Origin of the sequence: Burkholderia pseudomultivorans (assembly GCF_902499075.1) — a bacterium.
GTDB classification, from domain to species: Bacteria; Pseudomonadota; Gammaproteobacteria; order Burkholderiales; family Burkholderiaceae; genus Burkholderia; species Burkholderia pseudomultivorans.
In genome coordinates this window covers 61,504-83,629 of the sequence record NZ_CABVPP010000007.1, presented here as the reverse complement: position 1 = coordinate 83,629, position 22,126 = coordinate 61,504, and the positions used below count along the sequence as shown (strand labels likewise).

Here is a 22,126-nt window from a genome sequence, read left to right as displayed (position 1 = left end):
TTGATCCTATTTATCATGATAAATAGAATGAACCCGATCCTAGGGACGATCAAAATTGGTGTCAATCAGGCAAAATTCCGTACCCCGCGCCGGAACGGATCGTCGACGATGACGGGCGCGCAGTCAGACAAAGGAGTCTCGAAGATGGTCATGGACCGAGCCAGGGCGGGCCTCGCGGTCGAAATCAAGCAGCCGAAGCGCGCGGATCTCGTCGCGGAGGAAATCAAGCGGCTGATCACCGAGAAGGACCTGAAGCCCGGCGACCGGCTGCCGCGCGAGGCCGAGCTGCAGCAGCTCTACGCGGTCAGCAAGAGCACGATCCGCGAGGCGCTGAAGTCGCTCGAGGTGCAGGGGCTGATCAAGGTCACGACGGGGCCGTCGGGCGGCGGGATGGTGGTCGAGGTGCCGCTCGATCGCACGCTGCAGCTGCTGCAGAACTACCTGTTCTTCAAGGACGTCACGATCGACGACATCTACACGGTGCGGCAGCTGCTCGAACCCGAGCTGGCGGCGGGCGCCGTCCCGCACCTGACCGAGCGCCACTTTGCAGCGCTGGAGGCGAACATCGCGTGCTGCGACGGCGCGTCGGGCGTGCACGATCGCGGGCACATGCTGCGGCAGCGACAGGAGGACACGACGTTCCACGACATCCTCGCCGCCGCGAACCCGAACCCGTTCCTGCGCTTCAGCTGCGAACTGATCAACGAGATGATCCGGCAGCTGATCGAGTTCCGGAACGACACGCCGCTCGCGGAACACAAGCGCTTCGGCGAAGCGAACGTGCAGATTCATCGCGCGATCCTGCAGGCGGCGCGCGAGCGCGACACGGAGCGCGTGCGCGCGCTGATGGTCGAGCACATGACCGAGGCGCCGAAGCACGTGAAGCGGATGAAGGGCAAGCTGCGCGGGCGGCTGATTCTCGATTCGGAGATCCGCAAGCGCGCGAGGGCGGAGATTGCGCCGGCCGATGCCGAGGAGACGGCCGACGACTGACGGCCGCCGCGCACCCGCCCCGCCGACGCGCGGCGATTCAACGCCACGATTGTTGTTCCGCGATGTCGATTTCCGTGCAGGTCGCCCGTCGTATCCATGCACGCCCCCGTTCGCGCTGCCGCGCGGCGGGGCCTGCGCCCCGTCACTCAACCGAAGGAGCAACGACAATGCGCGTCATGGTGATCGTCAAGGCGACGGCCGATTCCGAAGCGGGCGCCCTGCCCGATACCGAACTGCTGGCCGCGATGGGCCGGTTCAACGAGGAACTCGTCAAGGCTGGCGTGATGCTCGCCGGCGAAGGGCTGCACCCGAGCTCGCGCGGCAAGCGCGTGCGTTTTGCCGGCGAGGGCCGCACGGTGATCGACGGCCCGTTCGCCGAAACCAGGGAACTCGTCGCCGGGTTCTGGCTGTGGCAGGTGAAATCGATGGACGAGGCCGTCGAATGGGTGAGGCGCTGTCCGAATCCGATGCCGGGCGAATCGGAGATCGAGATCCGCCCCGTGTTCGAGCCCGAGGCGTTCGGTGCAGAATTCACGCCGGAACTGCGGGAGCAGGAGGCGCGACTGCGCGCGGAAATGGACGCGCGGAAAGGCACGTAGGCCGCCGCGCATGCACGGCGGGCGCGCCCGGTCACGCCGCTCGATCGCCGGCCGCCCCGCCGCACAAATCGATTGACGCGGCGCGTTTTCGTAACGTATCGTTTTGCGACGTTATTAAAACGCGCTGCATCGCATGCATTCCCGTTTCGACCGCTTCCGTTCGACGCCGCTCGGCGCGCAGCTCGAAGCGCTGATCACGCACCCCGATCGCTACCTCGAATTCGCGGCGCTGTCGCGCGTCGGCGTGGCCGCGATCGGCGCGATCCAGGACGAGCTCGCGCGGACCTTCCCCGAAATCGCCGCCGACACGACCGCCCGGCAGTTCTGCGGCGCGATGGTGGCCGACGTGATGCGCCGCCACGGCCACGAGGTCGTGCAGCCGCGCGGCCGGCTCGGCGGCGCGCTGTTCAGCTACGGTGCGGTGTTCAGCGCGGCGCCGTGGCGTGCGCCGTTCGCCGAGGTCGTCGCGGCGCTGTCCGCGATGCCCGCCCGGCTCGCCGGCTACGCCGCGCATGTGCCGGCCGCGCTGCAAACGCGCCGCCCGCCGGGCACCGGCTTCTCGCTGGTCGAACATGCGTGCCATCTGCGCGACCTCGACGCGGTGTTCGCGGCCCGCATCGACGCGGTCCGCACGCACGATCTTCCGCTGCTCGAATCGGTCGACGGCACCGCGCTCGCCGAACAGCGCGACTATCGCGCGCAGCCGCTCGACGAAGCACTCCACGCATTCCGCACATCGCGCGCCGCGCTGTGCGCCGACGCCGCCGCGCTGCGGCCGTCGCAACTCGCGCGCTGCGGACTGCGCGACGGCATCCGCCGCATGTCGCTCGACGACCTCCTGCGCGAACTGCTCGATCACGACCGCACGCACATGCTCGAACTCGACGAACTGCTCGCCGAGCTCGCGCTGCCGCCCGTTCCTTCATCGCCTGCCCCATGAGCCAGCCCACCCCCGTCGTCTTCGTTCACGGCTTCATCGGCACGTTCGACGTGCCCGCATGGAACGGCCCGCATCTCGCCCCCGACCTGCTCGGCTACGGCGCACACCGCGCGACGCCGTTCGACGCGATCACGCTGGCTGCGCAGGTGGCGCATCTGCGACGCATCGTCGACGCGCACTTCGGCGCCGCGCCGGTCGATGTGGTCGGCCACTCGGTCGGCGGCGCGATCGCGATGCTGTTCGCGCATGCGCATGCCGAACGCGTGCGCCGCGTCGTCAACGTCGAAGGCAACTTCACGCTCGACGACGCGTTCTGGTCGGCGTCGGTCGGCCGCATGACACCGGCCGAAGCCGACGCGATGCTCGACGGCCTGCGCGCCGATCCGCCCGGCTGGCTACGCGGCGCGATCGACGCGCCGCCGCCGCGCCTGCACGACGACGCGCGCCGCTGGCTCGCACATCAGCCCGCCTCGACGCTGCGCGCGATGGGGCGCTCGGTCGTCGAGACGACCGGCGCGCCCGGCTATCTGCACACGCTCGCGCAGGTGTTCGACCGCCATCCGGTCTGGCTGGTCGCCGGCGAACGCTCGCGCGCGGGCTGGCACGTGCCGGACTGGGCGCTGGCCCGCTGCGCCGGCATCGAGACGATCGAAGGCGGCGGACATCTCGCGCCGGCCGAACGGCCCGACGCGTTTCGCGCGGCGCTCGAGCGCTGTCTCGCGTAGCACGCGAACGCAGGCGCGCTCGCCTACAACCCGTAGGCTTCGTCGAAATATGGTTGAAAGGCTCGGTTGCTAGAGTCGGTCGGCAGGGTTTTCCCGCGAATTCCGGACCTTCATGCACGAGCGACCCATGCGACGACCGACGACCCTCGCACGCGCCTTCTGGCTGCTTCTGCTGCTCGCCCTCGCCGGCCCCGCGCATGCATTCCAGACGCGGGTCGTCGCGATTCCGAGCGCCGCGATGCATGAAACGCTGAAGGCGACGGTCGTGCTGCCCGACGACTATGCGCGCGGCACGCGCAACGCCGAGCGCTACCCGGTCGTCTATCTGCTGCACGGCTCGGGCGGCGACCATACCGACTGGACGTCGAACACGCGCATCGGCGAGCTGGCCGACCGCTACCGCGCGATCCTCGTGATGCCCGACGGCGGCCACGAAAGCTGGTACATCGACAGCCCGTACGAATCGGGCAGCCGCTACGAGACCTTCATCGGCGACGAAGTCGTCGCGTACGTCGATGCCCATTTCCACACGCTCGCCACGCGCCATGCGCGCGCGATCACCGGGCTCAGCATGGGCGGCTTCGGCGCGCTGCGCATCGCGCTCGACCGGCCCGACACGTTCGGCGCGGTCGGCAGCATCAGCGGTGCGGTCGATCCGCGCAACTGCGAGGACGAACCGGGCATCGACCATGTGTTCGGCGATCCGGTCCGCCATCCGTCGTTCTGGAATCGCAATGCGATCGTCGAAAGCGCGCGCGCTTTCCTGCGCGCCCATCTCGACCTGACGATCGACTGCGGCCGCGACGACGCGTTCGTCGGCTCGAACCGCACGCTGCACGAACGGCTGGTTGCGCTCGGCGTGCCGCACGACTACGCGGAGCGGCCGGGCGGCCACACGTGGGACTACTGGGCGAACGCGATCCGCTACCAGATGCGCTTCTTCGCGGCGTCGTTCCAGCACGGCGGCTACGCATTCCATCCGCATCCGGCCGGCGCCGGCCGCGCGCCGGGCTTCACACGCGCGAGCTGAGCGGCGGCGCCTCGCGGCGCGCCACGGTGGTACGATGCGCAAGCTCCTACCATTCGACACGCTCCATGCCGCGCGACAATTTCGCGGACCTGCTTGCCTTCATCGCCGTTGCGCGCGAGCGCAGCTTCACGCGCGCGGCCGCCCGGCTCGGCGTATCGCAATCCGCGCTCAGTTACACGATCCGTGCACTCGAAACGCGCCTCGGCGTGCGGCTGCTCACGCGCACGACGCGCAGCGTGTCGCCGACCGAAGCCGGCGAGCGCCTGCTGCGCAACCTCGCGCCGCGCTTCGACGAAATCGAGGCCGAGCTGTCGGCCGTCGCCGAGCTGCGCGACAAGCCGGCCGGCACCGTGCGCATCAATGCGACCGACTACGTGATCCGCACGCTGCTGTGGCCGAAGCTGTCGCCGATGCTGCGCGACTATCCGGATCTGAAGGTCGAGTTCGTGACCGACTACGGGCTGTCCGACATCGTCGCCGAACGCTTCGACATCGGCGTGCGGCTCGGCGACCAGGTCGCGAAGGACATGATCGCCGTGCGCATCTCGCCCGACCTGAAGATGGCGATCGTCGGCGCGCCCGCGTACTTCGCGCAACGCGCACGGCCCGTCGTGCCGCGCGATCTCGTCGCGCACGACTGCATCAACCTGCGGCTGCCGACGCACGGCGCGCTGTATGCATGGGAACTCGCGAAAGACGGCGAGACGCTGCAGGTGCGCGTCGACGGGCAGGTCACGTTCAACGGCACCTACGAGATGCTCGACGCCGCGCTGGACGGCTATGGTCTCGCCTACGTGCCCGCCGATCTCGCGGCGCCGCATGTCGCCGCCGGCCGCCTCGACAGCGTGCTCGCCGACTGGTGCCCGACCTTTCCCGGCCATCACCTGTACTACCCGAGCCGCCGGCAGTCGTCGCGCGCGCTCGCGCTGATCGTCGACGCGCTGCGCGAGCGCGCAGGAGCGCCGTTTGATGAATCGGCGCGATAAGTGCATGCGAATTGTCGGGGATTATCGATAAGCGCCGAAACCGCTACGCTCTGCGGTGTTCCACTCCGGCCGGCCGGCGGGTTCCCGCAGCGGCGCACGCGCCGCGCGTCGCGCACACGACCGCGCCCGGCCTGCCTTCCGATTCGAACCGACGCGGGCGCGCGCCCGCATGGAGCATGCACATGGATTACCGCTATCTCGGGCGCAGCGCGCTCAAGGTGTCGCCGCTGTGTCTCGGCGCAATGATGTTCGGCGGCGAGACCGACGAAGCGACGTCGACCCGCATCATCGACAAGGCCTTCGACCAGGGCGTCAACTTCATCGACACGGCCGACGTCTATCACGCCGGACGCTCGGAGGAGATCGTCGGCCGCGCAATCGCGCCGCATCGCGACAGCTGGGTCGTCGCGACCAAGTTCGGCTACCCGGCCGGACCGGACGCCGGGCCGAACCGGCAAGGCCAGTCGCGCAAGTGGATCTGCCAGGCCGTCGATGCGAGCCTGAAGCGTCTCGGCACCGACTACATCGACATCCTCTATTTCCATCGCGCGGTGACCGACGCGCCGCTCGAGGAAGCGATGCGCGCGGTGGGCGACCTGATCCGGCAGGGCAAGATCCGCTACTACGGGCTGTCGAACTTCCGCGGCTGGCGCATCGCCGAGATCGTGCGCATCGCCGATCAGCTCGGCATCGACCGGCCGGTTGCGAGCGAGCCGCTGTACAACCTCGTCGACCGCACCGCCGAAGTCGAGCAGCTGCCGGCGGCGGCGCACTACGGGATCGGCGTCGTGCCGTACAGCCCGCTCGCGCGCGGCGTGCTGACCGGCAAATACGCAACCGACGGGCAGCCGCCCGCCGATTCGCGCGCAGGCCGTGGCGACCGGCGCATTCAGCAGACGGAATGGCGGCCCGAATCGCTGCGGATCGCGCAGCAGGTCGCCGCGCATGCGGCCGCGCGCGGCACGACGTCGATCGCGTTCGCGCTGGCGTGGGTGCTGAACAATCGCGCGGTCAGCGCGGCGATCGCGGGGCCGCGCACCGAAGCGCACTGGGACAGCTATGTCGAGGCGCTCGCGCTCGAACTCGGCCCGGACGACGAACGCTTCGTCGACGCGCTGGTGCCGCCGGGGCATGCGTCGACGCACGGTTATACGGATCCGAACTATCCGGTCGAAGGCCGGAAGGTCTGACCTCGCAGCGCGCGCGGCGCGGCACGCGCGACCTCATCGCTCGCGTGCAGTCGGGATCGACGCAATGACATGCCGCGCGGCATCGCCCGGCAGGATGACGAAAGCGCGTCGATCGACGCACCGGAGACGACAGCGGAAAGTGCGGGAATCAGAGGCTGCGCGCCGCGTCCGCGCTCACCACGCGGTCGAAGAATTCCTGCGCACGCGCCAGTTCGTCGAGCGCGCGATCGAGGCGCGACATCGCGCGTGCGTATTCGTCCGACGCGTGCTCGTCGTCGCGCTCGCCGCGCACCGCGCGAAACGCCTGATCGACGTTGCGCGTCGCTTCGACGAAGCGCTGCGCAGCCCGGGCTTCCCGCGAACAGATGTGACTCGGCATCGACACTTCTCCCTCAGGTTGCTTGAGTGAAGCAGGCCGACGCAGTGTGCGCGGTGCGCATGTCGGCGGCGTGAACGACAGGTTCCGCCGCCGGGCGACGCATCGGCCATCGTGCGGCCCGGCGCGCTTCGACCCGATTGTCCCTCTGCGCCCGCCGAACCGCTATCGCGAGATTGCAACAAATTCTTGCGCGCCGAACCGGCGCGCGCGTCATGCGCGCCCGATACGCGGATGCGTGATGCCGCCGAACGCCGCGGGTTCTCCCGGCGACAGGTCGAACAGATCGCCGGTCAGGCCGCGCGCATGCTCGGCCGCGGGACGGCTGCGCAAACGCGCGACATGCGCGGGCGCGACATACGCGGCCGCGGTTTCGATCGGCGGCACGTCGAACAGGTCGCGCGTGACGCCGCGCACCGCCTCGGTCGGCGACTTGCCGCGCAAGCGTGCGACCAGTTCGACGAAGCGGTCGAAATCGCCCGCGCGCGTCGCCTTGTTCACCTCCGCGAGATCGCGCGCCTTCAGCACGCACGGCTGCGCGAGCCGCACGAAATACGGCGCTTCGAGTTCGACCGACAGCGCGAGCGGATAGCTCTTGCCGGTCTGCTCCTTCGCGCGCCCGACGCAGTCGACGACGGCCGCGCCCTGCGCGACGCCGAGCGGCTTGCCCGTGCTGACGCTGCGCAGGTGATCCGGATACACGCGCAACTGCGTGCCGACCGTCAGCGCGGTGGACGACGCGCATACCAGCGCGTAGTGCTGCTCGCGACGCCGGCCCGATGGCAGCCTCGCGCGGCTCGCGATGAACGTATGCGGCGGCAGCGGCCGCACCTGGCCGCTCGCGTCGACCCATGCATTCCACAGCAGCGCATCCTTGCGCTCGCCCGCCCGCGTGCGCGACGCGACCGGCGAGAACAGCGCGAGCAGCGAGCCGGTGCGATGCGCGGCGACCTGCGCGCTGTTGCCGAGCGGCTGGTTGATGCCCCACAGAAAACGACCGCCTCCGAGCCGGCGTTCCCATTCCTTGCGGAGCACGACGGTCGGCAGTTCCTCGCCGGACTCGGTACCGATCTTTGTCCAGCAGAACGTGGGAGGGAGGTGTTTCAGTGTCATCAACTTTCTCGGGATACAGCCTCGCCGGCGACAGCAAGCCCATTCAACAGCCGTAACTGTATAGGTATAATGCATCGCATGGAAGCCCCGGACCAAGATTTTCCCGTTCAAGACCTGTTACGCTGCTTGCTGGCGGATACGCGTTCGTCCAGCGAAATCGCGCGACTTTCCGGGGTCAGCCAGCCGACCGTGTCGCGCCTGCGGCTGTCGGACGGGCGTCGGCTGCGCCGCAGCGCGCCATTCAATAAGCTATGCACTTTCTATGGCGTCGAGATCGGTCCGTCGCGCCGCCGCTATAACGAACTGCTGCGCGACGCGATCGTCGACGCGTGGGACGGCTCCGACGAACACGGACGTGCGCTGCTGGTCGTGATTCAGGGCTTGAAGGATCTGCAGGCGAAGGCGGACGACGGGTGACGATGTCACTCCATCAGCGCAGCGACGTCCGGCCAGGCAACCGGGCGCGCGAGCGGAGCGCGCTGCGTTCTGCCATGACCGATGCCGTCGGTCGTGATGGCAAGGTGTCCTGTCAATCGTCGAGATCGAACCTGATCGGCACGCGCGCGCGCATCGGCACCGGCGCCCCGTTCTCGCGATACGGCGTGCAGCGGCTCGCCAGCACCGCGTCGCGCGCGGCCGCATCGAGGCGCGCGTAGCCGCTGCCGGCGGCGACATGCGCGGCGGCCACATGTCCGGCCGCATCGGTTTCCAGTTCGACGAGCACGGTGCCGTGCTCGCCCGCGCGCAGCGACTGCGGCGGATAGTCGGGTTGCGTCAGCGCGCAGTCGGGACGGGCGACGAAACGCGGCGCCGCCGGTGCGGGAGCCGTCTCGGGCGCCGGCCGGGAAGAGGATTGGGGTTGCGGTTGAACCGACGCCGGCGCGTTCGGCGCGTCGGTCGCCGCATCGTTTCGCGCGGCATGCTCGCGCACGGCCGGCGCGACCGGCCGCGATGGCGCGAGCCCGTGTGCATCACGCGCCGGCGATCGCGCGCGCGCAACCGGATGCGGCCGTATCGCCGATGATGCGACAGCGGACACGGGCCCGCTCGCAGGCTTCGTTCGCTGCATCGTGCGCGACGCCGTCATCGCGTCCGGCGCGGCCGCCGGGGCTGCGGTGGTCGGCACGATCAGCGTCGCCATCATGACGCGCGGCTGCACCGAAACGCGCCGCAGCGCCGCCGGCTGATGCGCGAGCAGCACGAACAGCGTTGCATGCAGCGCGCATACCGTCGCGACGACCGCCGCGATGCGCGTCGCACGCATACCGAAGCGCGTGCGGACTTCGCCGCTCGCCGATGCCGCGCCCGGCGCGGCAAACGCGGTGGTACTCATCGTCACCTCCGTCCCGCGTCGATCCATTCGCGCGCGAATGCGCGGCTCGGCCGCCACGAAACGCACGCCGCATCGCTCGTTCCGAGGTGCGTCGCTTCGCGCCGCGCGCGCCGCCGGTCAACGCGCCAGCGAATTCTCCCGGCTGCGAAACACCAGCGGCTGCACATCGGTTCGCACGCGCTCGCGCGCGAACCGCACCGCCTGCTCGACCTGCCCGTGATGCGCGGATTTCTCGCACACCGGATCGGCCTCTGTCGGATCGCCGGCCAGCAGGTAGGCCTGGCAACGGCAGCCGCCGTGATCGACATGTCGCTCGTCGCAACTGCGGCATGGCTCGCGCATCCAGCCGTCGCCGCGAAACGCATTGAATGCGTCGCTGTCGTACCAGATCTCCCGCAGCGAAAGGTCGCGAACGTTCGGCAGCGCCAGCCCCGGCAACCCGCGCGCGGCATGGCACGGCAACGCGGTGCCGTCCGGCGCGACGCCGAGGAACACCGATCCCCAGCCGTTCATGCAGGCCTTCGGCCGCTGCTCGAAATAGTCGGGCACGACGAACAGGATCCGGCAGCGCTCGCCGACCATCTTGCGATAGCGATTGACGGTGTCCTCCGCGTCGCGCAACTGTTCCGCGGTCGGCATCAGCTGGTCGCGGTTCAGCATCGCCCAGCCGTAGTACTGCGTGTTCGCGAGCTCCAGGTAATCGGCGCCGAGGTCGAGCGCCATCTCGATGATGCGGTCCACGTGCGCGAGGTTGTAGCGATGCAGCACGCAGTTCAGCACCATCGGATAGTCGTGCGCCTTGATGAGCCGCGCGACGCTGCGCTTCAGCTCGAAGGTGCGCGTGCTGGTCAGGAAATCGTTCAGCTCGCGCGTCGAGTCCTGCAGCGACAACTGGATATGATCGAGCCCGGCGGCCTTGAGCCGTTCGATGCGCGCCGCATTCAGCCCGATGCCCGACGTGATCAGGTTCGTGTAGAAGCCGAGGCCGCGCGCATGCTCGACGAGCGTCTCGAGGTCGTCGCGCTGCAGCGGCTCGCCGCCCGAGAAGCCGATCTGCGCGGCGCCGAGCGCGCGCGCATCGCTGATGACGGTACGCCATGCGTCGGTATCGAGTTCCGCGCCGTGCTTCGCGAAATCGACCGGGTTGTAGCAGAACGCGCAGTGCAGCGGGCAGCGGTACGTGAGCTCCGCGAGCAGCCACAGCGGCGCCGATGGACGATCGAGGTCGGCCGTCATGTCAGTCGAGCCAGCCGCGCAGGCGTGCATGATCGAGGAACCGGTAGACGTCGGTCGCGAGGTCCGACTGGCTGAACAACTGCTCCAGCTCGCCGATGATGTCGTCCAGCTCGCGCGTGCCGTCGCAGCGCAGCAGGATCTCGCCCGCGCTCGGGTTGAGCTTGACCATTCCTTCCGGATAGAGGAGCACGTAGGCATCCTGGGCCGCCTCCCATTGCAGGCGGTACATGCCCCTCAGGCAGGGGCGCAGCGGCACGCCGCTGACGGCATCGATCGCGTTCATGCGGGATAGGCCTTTTCGACTGCGTCGAGGATCGACCACAGAATGTCGAGCTTGAATTGCAGGATGCCGAGCGCGCGCTGCTGCGCCTCGGGCGTCGTGAAATGCTGCAGCGTGACGGCCAGCCCGTGCTCGACGTCGCGCTGCGCGAGCGGCACGCGGCTGCGGAAATAGTGCAGGCCGTCCGGCTCGATCCACGGATAGTGCGACGGCCAGCCCGCCAGCCGGTCGAGATGGATCTGCGGCGCGAACATCTCGGTCAGCGACGAGCACACGGCTTCCTGCCACGGCGCACGCCGCGCGAAATTGACGTATGCGTCGACCGCGAAACGCACGCCGGGCAGCACGTGTTCGAGCGACCACAGCGCGTCGCGATCGAGGCCGACCGCTTCAGCCAGCCGCACCCATGCCTCGATGCCGCCCGCGTTGTCGCCCTGCCCGTCGTGATCGATCAGCCGCTGGATCCAGCGCCGCCGCGTGTCGCGATCGGGGCAGTTCGACAGGATCGCCGCATCCTTGAGCGGAATGCTGATCTGGTAGTAGAAGCGGTTCGCGACCCAGCCGCGGATCTGCGCGGGCGAACACGCGCCGCTGTTGAGCCGCCGGTTGAACGGATGATGGATGTGGTAGCGCGACTCGAGCGCGCGCAGGCGCGCCTCGAACTCGGTCGCGGTCCAGGGCGTCGCGTGCAACGCCGCAGTGGGGATCGGTGCGTTCATCGTCATACCTGGAATTGCATGCCGTCGTGCGCGACGTCGATGCCGTGCGTGCGCAGCTGCGCGTGCTCGACGGAATGCGGGTCGAGAATCGGATTCGTGTTGTTGATGTGCGTGAGCACCTTGCGCGTCTGCGCGGGCAGCGTATCGAGCCAGTCGATCATGCCGGGACGGCCGTCCTCCGCGCACTGCGCGAGATGGCCCATGTCCGCCGCGTGCTTCGCCGACAGCCCGAGGTCGATCATCTCGGTGCCGGTCCAGAACGTGCCGTCCACCAGCACGAGATCGGCGCGCTCCATCGCGGCGCGCACGTCGTCGGTGATCGCGGCGAGGCCCGGCGCATAGAACGCACGCCGGCCGCTCGCAAGGTCCTCGATCGACAGCGCGACGTTGTCGCCGGGCGCGGCCGATGCGCGCCGCGGCGAATACGGCGGCGCCTTGCTGTCGACCGGAATCGCGGTGAAGCGGATCCCGGGCGTCGCCGGCACCGCGAACGGCTCGCCGAGCGCGATCGGGTGCGCGTCGACGCCGCAGTAATGACCGAGCAGCGGCACCAGCGGCAGCCCGGTCGACAGGTCGTCGAGCACCGGCGCGCTCGCATACAGCGGCAGCGGCGTCGAACGCTCGCGCAGCATCAGCAGGCCGGTCACGTGATCGATCTGCGCATCGCACAGCACCACGGCGGCAATGCCGCTGTCGCGAATCGCGCGCGCGGGCTGCAGGTCCGGATCCGCGCGCAGCTGGGAAAGGATGTCGGGCGACGCGTTGACGAGGACCCAGTCGACGCCGTCGTCGCTGACCGCGATCGACGATTGCGTGCGCGGCAGCACATGGCCGCTGCCGCTGCGCGCGCGCCGGCAGTTCGCGCAGTTGCAGTTCCACTGCGGCAGGCCGCCGCCGGCCCCCGAGCCGAGTATCTTGATCTTCATGAGCGTCCGGTTCCGAGGCCGTCCGCGCCGCAGGTGCGGCACGAACGGCGTCTCGCGCGTCGATCAGCGGTTGGCGATGTACATCGTGATTTCGAAGCCGAAACGCAGGTCGGTGTAAGACGGGGTCGTCCACTGCATGATGTGTCTCCTTGTTGAGTTGGTGAGTCGAGGAACCGCGCCAGTCGAGCGGTCGGTTCTTCCTCAGCAAGGAGCGTGCCGGTCGCGCATCCGGCGCATTGCGGCGCGGCGCAGGGCCGTCGCCCGGGCATCGGGACGGAATCCTTACGATTTACCGACAGAATGCAGGCGCACGCGCCGCATCGCCGGGCCGACATCGCGCACGATAGCCGTGACAGGTGTTGAATCATTGAACACCGGTGTTGCATCCTGACACACCGGCTGTGACAGCGGCAGGCGTGGGCCTGCGTTGCGCGCGTCGCCGTCATGCGCAGCATCGCGCGCCCGCGGCCGACGGCTGCCGGCCCGCGGGCGTCAACTTTCGTCGCGCGCCAGCCGGCCCGGTTCGGCCGACGGCATTTTCCGGTAGATCGTATTGCGCGACACGCCGAGCGCGCGCGCCGCGGCCGACACGTTGCCGCCGTGACGGGCCAGCGCGGCCGCGATCGCCGACGCGGCGACGTCCTGCAGACGCGTATCGCCGAACGGATCGGCGTCCGCCGCGCCGGGCGCGGGCGCGTCGTGCGCGGGCTGCGCATCGTCGTCGGGCAGGTCGTCGAAGAAGTCGTCGGGCAGGTGTTCGCGCCGGATCTCGCCGTCGTCGTCGACCATCGCCGCGGCGGTGCGCAGCAGGTTGCCGAGCTGGCGGAAGTTGCCGGGCCAACTGCTGCGCACGAACAGCGCCATCACCTCCGGCGCAACGCTCAGCGGCCGGCCGGCGCCCGCAAAGGTTTCCCGCTGCAGCATCTTCTGCACGACGATCGCGAGATCCGTGCGGTCGCGCAGCGGCGGCAGGCGCACCACGAGGCCGTTGAGCCGGTAGTACAGGTCCTCGCGGAAGCGGTTCTGCGCAATCATCTCGCGCAGGTCGCGGTGCGTCGCGCAGATGATCGAGATGTCCACCGCGATCGACTTGGTCGAGCCGAGCGGGTTCACGAGGCGCTCCTGCAGCACGCGCAGCAGCCGCATCTGCAGCGGATACGGCATGTCGCCGATCTCGTCGAGGAACAGCGTGCCGCCGTTCGCCTGCAGCAGCTTGCCGATTGCGCCCTTGCGGCGTGCGCCGGTGAACGCGCCTTCCTCGTAGCCGAACAGTTCGGACTCGATCAGCGTCTCCGGAATCGACGCGCAGTTGACCGCGACGAACGGCCCGTCGCGCCGCGGCGAATCGTTGTGGATCGCCTGCGCGAGCAGTTCCTTGCCGGTGCCGGTCTCACCCGTGATCAGGATCGGGATGTCCTTGCCCAGCACCTTGTGCACCTTCGCGATCACCGACGCGACCTGCGGATCGCCGGTGTCCAGGTAATTGAGCCGCGACAGGCCGGCCGCCGGCGGCTGCGCGGCAGGCACCGCGGCTTGAGCGCGTGCCGCCGGCGCGGCCGCGTCGTGCACGCCCGTCGGGCGGCTGCCCTCGGCCAGCGTCGCGCGCCGAAAATGCACGCGCGCGCAGACCACCGCGCCGTTGCAGAGGTTCAGCGTCTGGTGCGGCGCGGTACTCATCCGCATCCGGTCGATCAGTTGCGCGCTGGTGACGTCGAACAGCGACGACAACGTATGCGCACGCAGCGCGGCAAGCGGCATCCCGAGCTGGAACTGCGCACTGCGGTTCGCGGACAGGAAGCGGCCGTCGGCCGTAAACGCGACGATGCCTTCCATCAGCGTGCCGAGAAACTCCGGGCGGCCATGGAACGACACTTGCAGCGTTTCCTGGAAGGTCGTCGTGAACAGATGATTCTCGATCATCTGCACCGACATCTTCGCGAGCGCCATCGTGTGCTGGTGATAGCTGCGATGGTCGCCCGTCACGTCGAGCACGCCGATCGCGTCGCCGTACGGGTCGAGGATCGGCACGCTCGAACAGGTCAGGAAGCGGTTCGCGGCCAGGAAATGCTGGTCGCCGTGGACGACCATCGGGCACAGCTCGGCGAGCGCGGTGCCGATCGCGTTGGTGCCCTGCCGGTTCTCCGCCCAGTTCGCGCCCGGCCGCAGCGCGACCTTCTCCGCGCGGCGCAGGAAGTCGTCGTCGCCGATCGAATGCAGGATCAGCCCTTCCGCATCGGTCAGCACGATCATGCTCTGCGTATTGACGATCTGCTCGTGCAGCGTCTCCATCACCGGCATCGCGTGCACGCACAGCACGCGGTTCTGCTCGCGCTTCAGCACCAGGCCGGCATTCGACAGCACATCGTAGTCGGGCCGCTCGGACACGCGCAGGCCGAACGTCTCGGAGCGCTCGTGGGCTTTCTGGATCGACGGTGGGGGCCAGCCAGCGGAAAGCGTCGCCTGTGATCCGGCCGCCTGATCTACGTCATCGCGCATTGTCTCCTCCGGGGGATCCTTCCGGTCACGTGCCGGACTCTTTGTCGTGATGACAAGCAAACATCGGGCCATACTGCGGCCATCACACAGCACACCGAAAGACAAATGCAAGCAATCGTGCACCGAAGCGCGGCGGATCGGTGGCCCTTGCAATGCGTCACGGACCGGACGCGCGACCGGCCGCCGGTGCGCGAATTCCGATCTTCACGGCTGGCCCGATTCTGGCTTTGAGCAGGATCAAATCCAGGCGGCGCCCGCGCAAACCCGGCCGGTCGACGGCCGCCCCTTCTCCCGAACGTTATCGACATGACGCCGCTTCACGCTCCTCCCGCCCTCGCGTATCGGCGTCTGCGCCGCGACGCACAATCGATCGCGTATGCCGTCACCGGCGCCGCGCACGGCCGCGCGGTCGTCGTGCTGCACGGCGGTCCCGGCAGCGGCAGCCAGCCCGGCATCCTGCGCCTGTTCGACCTGACGCGTACGCGCGTCGTGCTCGTCGACCAGCGCGGCGCGGGCCGCTCGGTACCGCGCGGCACTACGCGCCACAACGATACCGCGCGGCTGATCGGCGATCTCGAAGCGATCCGCGAACGACTCGGCATCGCGCGCTGGGGCGTCGTCGGCGGATCGTGGGGCGCGGCGCTGGCGCTCGCGTATGCCGGCACCTGCCCCGATCGCGTGACTGGCGTCGTGCTGCGCGGGCTGTTCCTGACGTCCGCGCGCGAAGTTCGCGGGCTGTTCGTGCAGTCGCGCACACGTGCGCCGCGCGAATGGCGACGCCTGTGCGACGCCGCCGGATGCCGGCAGCCCAGACGCATGCTGTCGTGCTGCGCACGACGCCTGCATCGGGGCGCGAGCGCGGCCCGCCAGCGCGAGGTCGCGCTCGCGTGGCACGCGTACGAGAGCGCGCTGCTCGCCTCCGCGTCCATGCGCAACACGCATGCATGCGCGATCCGCTCGCGGCGAACCGCGAACCAGCTGATCGACAAGTACCGGATCCAGGCGCATTACCTGCAACACGACTGTTGGCTCGGCGAACGCCGGCTGCTCGCGCTGGCGCGCCGCGCCGCGGACGCCGGCGTGCCGCTGTTCGCCGCGCACGGCACGCGCGATCCCGTCTGCCCCGTCGACAACGCTGCCCGGCTTCTGCGCGCGGCACCCGCAGCCCGCATCGAACGCGTGCCGGCCGGCCATCTCGCTGGCGAACCAGCGCTCGCGCGCAGCGTCGCACGCGCGCTCGCCGCGATGTTCGCCGCGCGTGCCGCGCCGTGATCGCCCGTCAACGCGACGCGCGACGCCCGCGCGGCATGCGGCCGCGCCGCCGTCAGTCCCACGCATAACGCACGCCGACCCACGCGCCGCGCGGCGCCCCGGGGCCGACGAACTGCTCGTTGACCGGCTGCGCGCCATCGAACGTATGGTTCGGACCATTGAAGAAATTCTGGCCGAGCACGCCGAAGCTCGCGTAGCGCTTGTCGAACAGATTGGTCACGCTCGCGAACACCTCGAAGCGCTTCGTGATCCGGTAGCGCATGTCGAGATCGACGAGCAGATAGCCGGCGATCCGGCCGTTCGCGTCCTGGTTGTTCTCGTCGCCGCGCGCATAGACGCCGCTGCGCCAGGTGGCGTTCATTCCGATGTTCCAGTTCGGCGTCGCCGCGTAGTCGAGCCGCAGCTTGACCGTATGCGCCGGAATGCCGGGGATGCGGTCGCCGGATTTCACGGTCACGTTGCCGCTGGCGTCGGCGGCCGAGTTCGCCGGGCTGTGTTCGGTCCACGACGAGCGATAGGTCGCATCGACATAGCTGTACGAAAGCCCGACGCCGAGCGGCCCGAACTGCGTGCGGCCCGCCAGCTCGATGCCCTGGCGCCGCGTGTCGCCGACATTGCGGAAATAGCCCTGCGCGCTCGCCGGGTCGCTGATGAACGCAATATCGTCGGTCAGCGTCGTGCGGTAGGCGGCGGCGCTCCACGTCGTGGCCGCGCCGATGCGGCCGCGCATGCCGGCCTCGAAGGTCTTCGAGATCACCGGCTTGAGCGCAGGATCGGCGACGAAGTCGTTCGGCAGCGAGCACGGCGCGGCCGGGTCCGCGCACGCAAGCTCGATCGCGGTGGGCGCGCGCATCCCCTCGTTGTAGGTCGCATACGCGGTGAAGCCGGGAACCGGATTCCAGTTCAGCCCGACCGCCGGATTGAAGCGCGAGAACGTGTGGTCGCCGTCGAGCAGCGGCTGCACGCCGCTCTCGTCGCCGATCTTCGAGCGCGAACGATCGTAGCGGCCCGACAGCGTCAGCGTCCAGTGCGGCGTGAGCGACAACGCATCGCTCACGTAAATGCCGAGGTTCGCGTTGCGCGTGTTCGCGTCGGTCCGCGGCACGAAGCCGCCGATGCCGACCGCCGCGCGCGTGTCGGTGAAGTAGGCGTCCTGCGACGACGCGACATAGCTCGAATTCGCGACATCGACGGCGACGCCCGAGACCAGCTGGTTCGACAGCCCGAACAGCTTGCCGAGCAGCGTCAGCTGCAGGCTGCCGCCGTAGCTGTCGGTGACGATCGTCGACTGCGCGTTGGTGCCCTGCAGCGTGTCGACGCCGCCGTCGTCGTCGACCGATCCATAGTCGGTGTTGTTGTTGCTGCTGGTATTGGTATTGCGCAGGTGCCGGTAATACAGGTTGCCGCTCAGCTCGACGTGATCGCTGAAGAAGTGATCGCCCGACAGCGTCAGGTAGGCGGCGCTGTTGCGGTTCAGGTCGGGATACGTATACGCCTGCTTCCGGTTGTCGAGAAACGAGCGCGGGATCGTCTGGCTGCCGTACAGCGCGTTGTCCGCACCGCCCGCGGCGACCGACAGCGTGGTGTCGGCATCGGTATAGCGCAGCTTGCCGAACACCTGCCGCACGCGGCTTTCGTTGTGATCCGCCCACCCGCCGTCGTGCGCGACGTTCGCGGTCGCGTAATAGTCGAGGTTCGACCCGATCGTGCCGCCCTGCTCGACCGACCCGCCGACGCGGCCCCACGAGCCGCCCGACACCTCCGCCTCGCCGCCCGGGCTCGACTTGCCGTTCTTGGTCGTGATCGCGAGCGCGCCGCCGAGCGTATTGCGGCCGTATACCGGATTGGAGCCGGGAATCAGCTGCATCCGGTCGATCGCCTGCATCGGCAGGATGTCCCAGTTCACGACGTCGCCGAACGGCTCGTTGACGCGCACGCCGTCGACGAACACCGACAGGCCCTGCGGCGTGCCGAGCAGCGGCGACGCAGTGAAGCCGCGATAGTTGAGATCGGCCTGGTAGGGATTGCCCTGCGCATCCGAGATCGTCACGCTCTGCAGGTTCGCGGCAAAGTAGTCGGCCAGCGTCATCCGGTGCTGCGCGTCGAGCGCCGCTGCGCGCACGGTCTGCACGTTCGCCGGCACCTTCGACAGCGGCGTGCCGATGCCGAGCAGCGGCGTCGTGCCGACGACGACCACTGCCGGCAGCGTGACCGTCGCCGCCGCTTGCGGTGCGCCGCCCGCCGCCGCGTCGTCGCCCGCATGCTGCTGCGCGCGAACCGCGTCCGGCGCCAGGCCGAACAGCGCGATCGCGCCGAGCGCGGCGCCGACCCGGCGCGTGCGTCGACGCATCGGCGGCGGGCTGCGCCGTGCCGGTGTCTTTGGTCTCCTGATCATCGAGGTCTGTCTCCGTAATCGTTTTTTGCGTGCGACGTCGTGGCCGCACGACGCGGTCTTCCGCGTTCACGAACAGCGAGAAGCATGCCAGCGCAGCGCGCGTGCGCCGGCGCGCCGCATGCGCGACTGCGCCGGCCGTCGGCACATCACCTGTGATGTTTGGCAACACCTCGCACGCAACGGTGTACCGGAATGCAACACCTGCGCCGGCGATGCGCCACGCCGCCGGCGGCGCCCCACCGCACGCGACTCGGCGATGCGCCGCGTCGCGCGGCCTTTCCGACGCGATGGCATGCGACTTGCGTGAATGGCATCGCACTCGGCCCGGAATCCCCACCCGTGCCGGCGCGACGATGCGTTCGCGGCGGTGCGACCACAATGACTCAGGAGACAACCATGAAGAAACTCTCGGCTTCGACGAGCCGACTGGCAGCGATCGGCATCGCGACGGCAGCGGCCATCGCACTGAACCCCGGACTCGTCGCCGCGGCGGCCGACTATCCGGCCGTGACCTACCAGCGCTTGACCGATGCGCAGCGCGACCCGGGCTGGCTGACCTACTACCGCACCTACAACGGCCAGTCGCATTCGCCGCTCAAGCAGATCGACCCGTCGAACGTGAACCGCCTCACGCAGGCGTGGAGCTACAAGTTTCCCGCGGAGCTGAAGCAGGGTTTCGAAGCGACGCCGATCGTCAACGGCCGCTACCTGTTCGTGACGACGCCGAAGGACAACGTCTACGCGTTCGATGCGACGACCGGTGCGCAGCTGTGGAAATTCGAGCCGAAGCTCGGCGCCGAATCGTTCAAGACCGCGTGCTGCGACGTCGTGAACCGCGGTGTCGCGCTGTACGGCAAGAATGTCTATGTCGCGATGCTCAGCGGCGAAGTGGTCGCGCTCGACGCGCAGACGGGTACGCTCGTCTGGAAGAAGCAGATGTTCGAGCCGGGCCTCGGCTACGCGTTTTCGCTCGCGCCGCTCGCACTCGACGGCGCGATCGTGGTCGGCAGTTCGGGCGGCGAGTACGGCGCGCGCGGCTTCATCGCCGCGCTGAGCCCGAACGACGGTGCGCTGTTGTGGAAGCGCTTCACGATCCCCGGCCAGGGCGAGAAGCATGCCGATACGTGGCCCGACGGCATGCAGGCGCACGGCGGCGCACCCGCCTGGCTGACCGGCACCTACGATGCCGCGACGCGCACGCTGTACTGGGGCGTCGGCAATCCGGGGCCGTGGCTCGCGGACCTGCGCCCCGGCGACAACCTGTACTCCGACTCGCTGCTCGCGCTGAACCCGAAGAACGGCGACCTGAAGTGGCACTACCAGTACACGAAGCACGACACCTGGGACTATGACGGCGTCAACACGCCGATCCTCGCGACGATTCAATACAAGGGCAAGTCGCGCGACGCGATCCTCCACGCGGACCGCAACGGCTACTTCCACGCGATCGACCGCGATACCGGCAAGCTGATCTACGCGGAGCCGTTCGTGAAGGCCACGTCGGTCACCGGCTATACGGAAGACGGCGCGCCGATCCAGGATCCCGCGAAATACCCGAAGGTCGGCACGACGATCGACACGTGCCCGAGCTTCCTCGGCGGCAAGAACTGGTGGTCGGTGTCCTACGATCCCGCGCGCCATCTGGCGATCGTGCCGTCGCTGCATGCGTGCATGAGCCTGTCCGGCAAGTCGGTGAACTACATGGAAGGGCTGCCGTATCTCGGCGAAGGCTTCGAGATCAAGCCCGAGCCCGGCAGCGAAGGCTACGGCGAGCTGCAGGCGATCGACGTGAACACCGGCAAGAAGGTGTGGAGCCACTGGAGCAAGCTGCCGTGGAACGGCGGCGTCGCGACGACGGCCAGCGGCCTCGCGTTCAGCGGCTCGCTCGACGGCCACCTGTACGCGTTCGACGTAGCGACCGGCAAGGTGCTGTGGGAAAGCCCGCAGCTCGCGAGCGGGATCATCGCGCAGCCGTCCGTGTTCGAGGTGGACGGCAAGGAATACGTCGCGGTCCTCGCCGGCTACGGCGGCGCCAACCCGATCTGGGGCGGCCCGATGGCCAAGGCGGCGGAAGACGTGCCGCGCGGCGGCACGCTGTACGTGTTCGCCCTCGATCACAGCTGAGCGTCACCGCCCGGCCACCTCGCGCCCGCACCCGCCTCACGCGGGCGCCCCTCCCCGTTTTTGACCTGAGCGCACGATCATGAACACTCGACTCATTCCTCTCGCTGCGGCCTGCGCGCTCGCGGCCGGCGCGGCCCTGACGCCAGCGCCCGCAGCGGCCGCGGCCACGGTCCGCGTCTGCTCGCTGCCCGGCACGCCGACGGCCGCGCTCGACACCGCGGTCGCCCGCGAAGCGTTCCGCCTTGCGGGCATCGCGGCGACCTTCAGCACCCACGGCATCGACGGCGGCGACGACGACGACGGCATCTCCGCACACGAGCTCGTCAAGTCGCTCGACCGCCACTGCGACGTGATCGCGGGCTTCCCGCGCTCGGCGATCGCCGACGCGTCGGATACCACGCTGCTGTTCTCGCAGGGCTACCTGCGGTCCGGCTACGTCAGCGTCGCACTGCGCAACGCCCGCACAGCGCCGGCCGGCAAGGAAGTCGTCGCGGCCACCTATGCGAGCCCCGCACAGCTGATCGCGGTGCAGCAGCAGAACGTGCGCTTCGATCTCGAGAACACGTCCGAGCGCACCGTCGATGCGGTGGCGACCGGCCGCGCGCAGCGCGCGATCGTCTGGTATCCGGCGGTCGTCGCGTACCAGGCCGCGCATCCGAAACAGGCGTTCCGCATCGGGCCGACGTCGTCGCCGTACGCAGGCTGGCAGCTCGTGTTCGCGTTCGGCGCGCGCTCGGCCGAGCTGCAGCAGCGCGTGGATGCGGCCTTGTCGCGCATGAAGGACAACGGCCGTCTCGCCGCGCTGACCCGCAAGTGGACGCTGCCCGACAACGCCCAGGAAGCGCGCGACACGCATGCGGCGCCGCGCTTTCTCGACGGCGCGTTCGCGTCCGCCGGCCGGCTGCGCGCCGCCGTCGTCGCGGTGCGCGGCACGGCCGCCGCGGGCGGCTTCATCAAGGTAGCGGCCGGCACCGGCGGCGACACGCCGGCATTCGATGCCGCGCAGGTTGCGCATGGCAAGCAGCTGTACGGCGACGCGTGCGCGAAATGCCACGGCGCGAACCTCGAAGGCAATACGGCACCCGCGCTGAGCGGCCCGTCGTTCGCGCCGTTGTCCCACTCGCACCTGACGATCGGCGGCATCTTCGGCTACATGTCCACCAACATGCCCGCCGACCAGCCGGGCAAGATGAAGGACGAAGAGTATGCCGACCTGATGGCGTTCCTGCTGTCGTCGAACGGCTACCTGCCCGGCAAGGACAAGCTGACCGCCGATGCGGCGCGCGCATCGACGACGCCGCTCGTCGTCGGCCCCGCCGGTCACAAGGAAGCCAGCCAGTAAGCGGACGCGGTGCGCGCTTCAGCGTCGCGCCTCGTTCGATCGCCATTGTTC

General features: G+C 69.2%; 21 protein-coding genes. 11 read left to right on the top strand and 10 right to left on the bottom strand.

The window, feature by feature from the left end:
- Positions 1-144 precede the first annotated feature (144 nt).
- From BST28156_RS07640 to BST28156_RS07610, 7 genes are all read left to right on the top strand, one after another.
- A complete protein-coding gene (locus BST28156_RS07640) occupies positions 145-993 on the top strand; it encodes a FadR/GntR family transcriptional regulator (protein WP_009688861.1) in 849 nt (282 codons plus the stop codon).
- Positions 994-1,160: 167 nt separating this feature from the next.
- Complete coding sequence (locus BST28156_RS07635) at positions 1,161-1,592, top strand: YciI family protein (RefSeq protein WP_059605992.1); 432 nt, start codon at positions 1,161-1,163, stop codon at positions 1,590-1,592.
- Between the two features lie 133 nt (positions 1,593-1,725).
- Positions 1,726-2,532, top strand: a complete 807-nt coding sequence (locus BST28156_RS07630) for a DinB family protein (protein WP_059515179.1) — start codon at positions 1,726-1,728, stop codon at positions 2,530-2,532.
- On the top strand, positions 2,529-3,257 hold the full coding sequence (locus tag BST28156_RS07625) for an alpha/beta fold hydrolase (RefSeq protein ID WP_059605995.1): 729 nt from the start codon (positions 2,529-2,531) through the stop codon (positions 3,255-3,257). Before BST28156_RS07630 ends, BST28156_RS07625 begins: the two co-directional genes overlap by 4 nt.
- A gap of 127 nt (positions 3,258-3,384) precedes the next feature.
- Positions 3,385-4,287 carry an alpha/beta hydrolase gene (locus BST28156_RS07620; protein WP_059605998.1) on the top strand — a complete coding sequence of 301 codons (903 nt, stop codon included), beginning with the start codon at positions 3,385-3,387 and terminating at the stop codon, positions 4,285-4,287.
- A 65-nt stretch (positions 4,288-4,352) separates the two neighbouring features.
- Positions 4,353-5,273, top strand: coding sequence for a LysR family transcriptional regulator (locus BST28156_RS07615; RefSeq protein ID WP_174901914.1), 921 nt, complete (start codon positions 4,353-4,355; stop codon positions 5,271-5,273).
- A 182-nt stretch (positions 5,274-5,455) separates the two neighbouring features.
- Positions 5,456-6,463 (top strand): aldo/keto reductase, encoded by a 1,008-nt coding sequence (locus BST28156_RS07610; RefSeq protein WP_174901913.1) that lies wholly within the window; start codon positions 5,456-5,458, stop codon positions 6,461-6,463.
- A gap of 148 nt (positions 6,464-6,611) precedes the next feature.
- Here BST28156_RS07610 and BST28156_RS07605 read toward each other — a convergent pair whose 3' ends face one another.
- Complete coding sequence (locus BST28156_RS07605) at positions 6,612-6,842, bottom strand: hypothetical protein (protein ID WP_009688853.1); 231 nt, start codon at positions 6,840-6,842, stop codon at positions 6,612-6,614.
- 210 nt (positions 6,843-7,052) lie between these two features.
- Entirely contained in the window at positions 7,053-7,952 is a 900-nt protein-coding gene (locus BST28156_RS07600) for a hypothetical protein (RefSeq protein ID WP_174901912.1), read from the bottom strand.
- 78 nt (positions 7,953-8,030) lie between these two features.
- Between BST28156_RS07600 and BST28156_RS07595 the strand changes: the two genes are divergently transcribed.
- A complete protein-coding gene (locus tag BST28156_RS07595) occupies positions 8,031-8,369 on the top strand; it encodes a helix-turn-helix domain-containing protein (RefSeq protein ID WP_009688851.1) in 339 nt (112 codons plus the stop codon).
- Positions 8,370-8,481: 112 nt separating this feature from the next.
- Here the strand turns inward: BST28156_RS07595 and BST28156_RS07590 are convergent, their stop codons facing one another.
- The 7 genes from BST28156_RS07590 to BST28156_RS07560 all read right to left on the bottom strand — a co-directional run bounded on the left by BST28156_RS07590 (position 8,482) and on the right by BST28156_RS07560 (position 14,942).
- On the bottom strand, positions 8,482-9,285 hold the full coding sequence (locus BST28156_RS07590; RefSeq protein WP_174901911.1) for a TonB family protein: 804 nt from the start codon (positions 9,283-9,285) through the stop codon (positions 8,482-8,484).
- A gap of 117 nt (positions 9,286-9,402) precedes the next feature.
- Positions 9,403-10,521, bottom strand: coding sequence for a pyrroloquinoline quinone biosynthesis protein PqqE (gene pqqE / locus BST28156_RS07585; RefSeq protein WP_174901910.1), 1,119 nt, complete (start codon positions 10,519-10,521; stop codon positions 9,403-9,405).
- Position 10,522: 1 nt separating this feature from the next.
- Positions 10,523-10,804: a pyrroloquinoline quinone biosynthesis peptide chaperone PqqD gene (gene pqqD, locus BST28156_RS07580; RefSeq protein ID WP_009692128.1), complete on the bottom strand. Its 282-nt coding sequence runs from the start codon at positions 10,802-10,804 to the stop codon at positions 10,523-10,525.
- Positions 10,801-11,520 carry a pyrroloquinoline-quinone synthase PqqC gene (pqqC, locus tag BST28156_RS07575; protein WP_059515281.1) on the bottom strand — a complete coding sequence of 240 codons (720 nt, stop codon included), beginning with the start codon at positions 11,518-11,520 and terminating at the stop codon, positions 10,801-10,803. The genes pqqD and pqqC overlap by 4 nt, the downstream gene beginning before the upstream one ends.
- 2 nt (positions 11,521-11,522) lie before the next feature.
- Positions 11,523-12,446: a pyrroloquinoline quinone biosynthesis protein PqqB gene (gene pqqB / locus BST28156_RS07570; protein WP_174901909.1), complete on the bottom strand. Its 924-nt coding sequence runs from the start codon at positions 12,444-12,446 to the stop codon at positions 11,523-11,525.
- A 63-nt stretch (positions 12,447-12,509) separates the two neighbouring features.
- On the bottom strand, positions 12,510-12,584 hold the full coding sequence (pqqA, locus tag BST28156_RS07565; RefSeq protein WP_006485436.1) for a pyrroloquinoline quinone precursor peptide PqqA: 75 nt from the start codon (positions 12,582-12,584) through the stop codon (positions 12,510-12,512).
- Between the two features lie 354 nt (positions 12,585-12,938).
- A complete protein-coding gene (locus tag BST28156_RS07560) occupies positions 12,939-14,942 on the bottom strand; it encodes a sigma-54-dependent Fis family transcriptional regulator (RefSeq protein WP_174901908.1) in 2,004 nt (667 codons plus the stop codon).
- A gap of 306 nt (positions 14,943-15,248) precedes the next feature.
- Here BST28156_RS07560 and BST28156_RS07555 point away from each other — a divergent pair, with 306 nt between their 5' ends.
- A complete protein-coding gene (locus BST28156_RS07555) occupies positions 15,249-16,214 on the top strand; it encodes an alpha/beta fold hydrolase (protein WP_060244509.1) in 966 nt (321 codons plus the stop codon).
- Between the two features lie 52 nt (positions 16,215-16,266).
- Here BST28156_RS07555 and BST28156_RS07550 read toward each other — a convergent pair whose 3' ends face one another.
- Entirely contained in the window at positions 16,267-18,609 is a 2,343-nt protein-coding gene (locus BST28156_RS07550; protein WP_174901907.1) for a TonB-dependent receptor, read from the bottom strand.
- 396 nt (positions 18,610-19,005) lie between these two features.
- Between BST28156_RS07550 and BST28156_RS07545 the strand changes: the two genes are divergently transcribed.
- Positions 19,006-20,733, top strand: a complete 1,728-nt coding sequence (locus BST28156_RS07545; protein ID WP_009687374.1) for a methanol/ethanol family PQQ-dependent dehydrogenase — start codon at positions 19,006-19,008, stop codon at positions 20,731-20,733.
- A 79-nt stretch (positions 20,734-20,812) separates the two neighbouring features.
- Positions 20,813-22,075, top strand: coding sequence for a c-type cytochrome (locus BST28156_RS07540; RefSeq protein WP_174901906.1), 1,263 nt, complete (start codon positions 20,813-20,815; stop codon positions 22,073-22,075).
- The last annotated feature ends 51 nt before the right edge of the window (positions 22,076-22,126 follow it).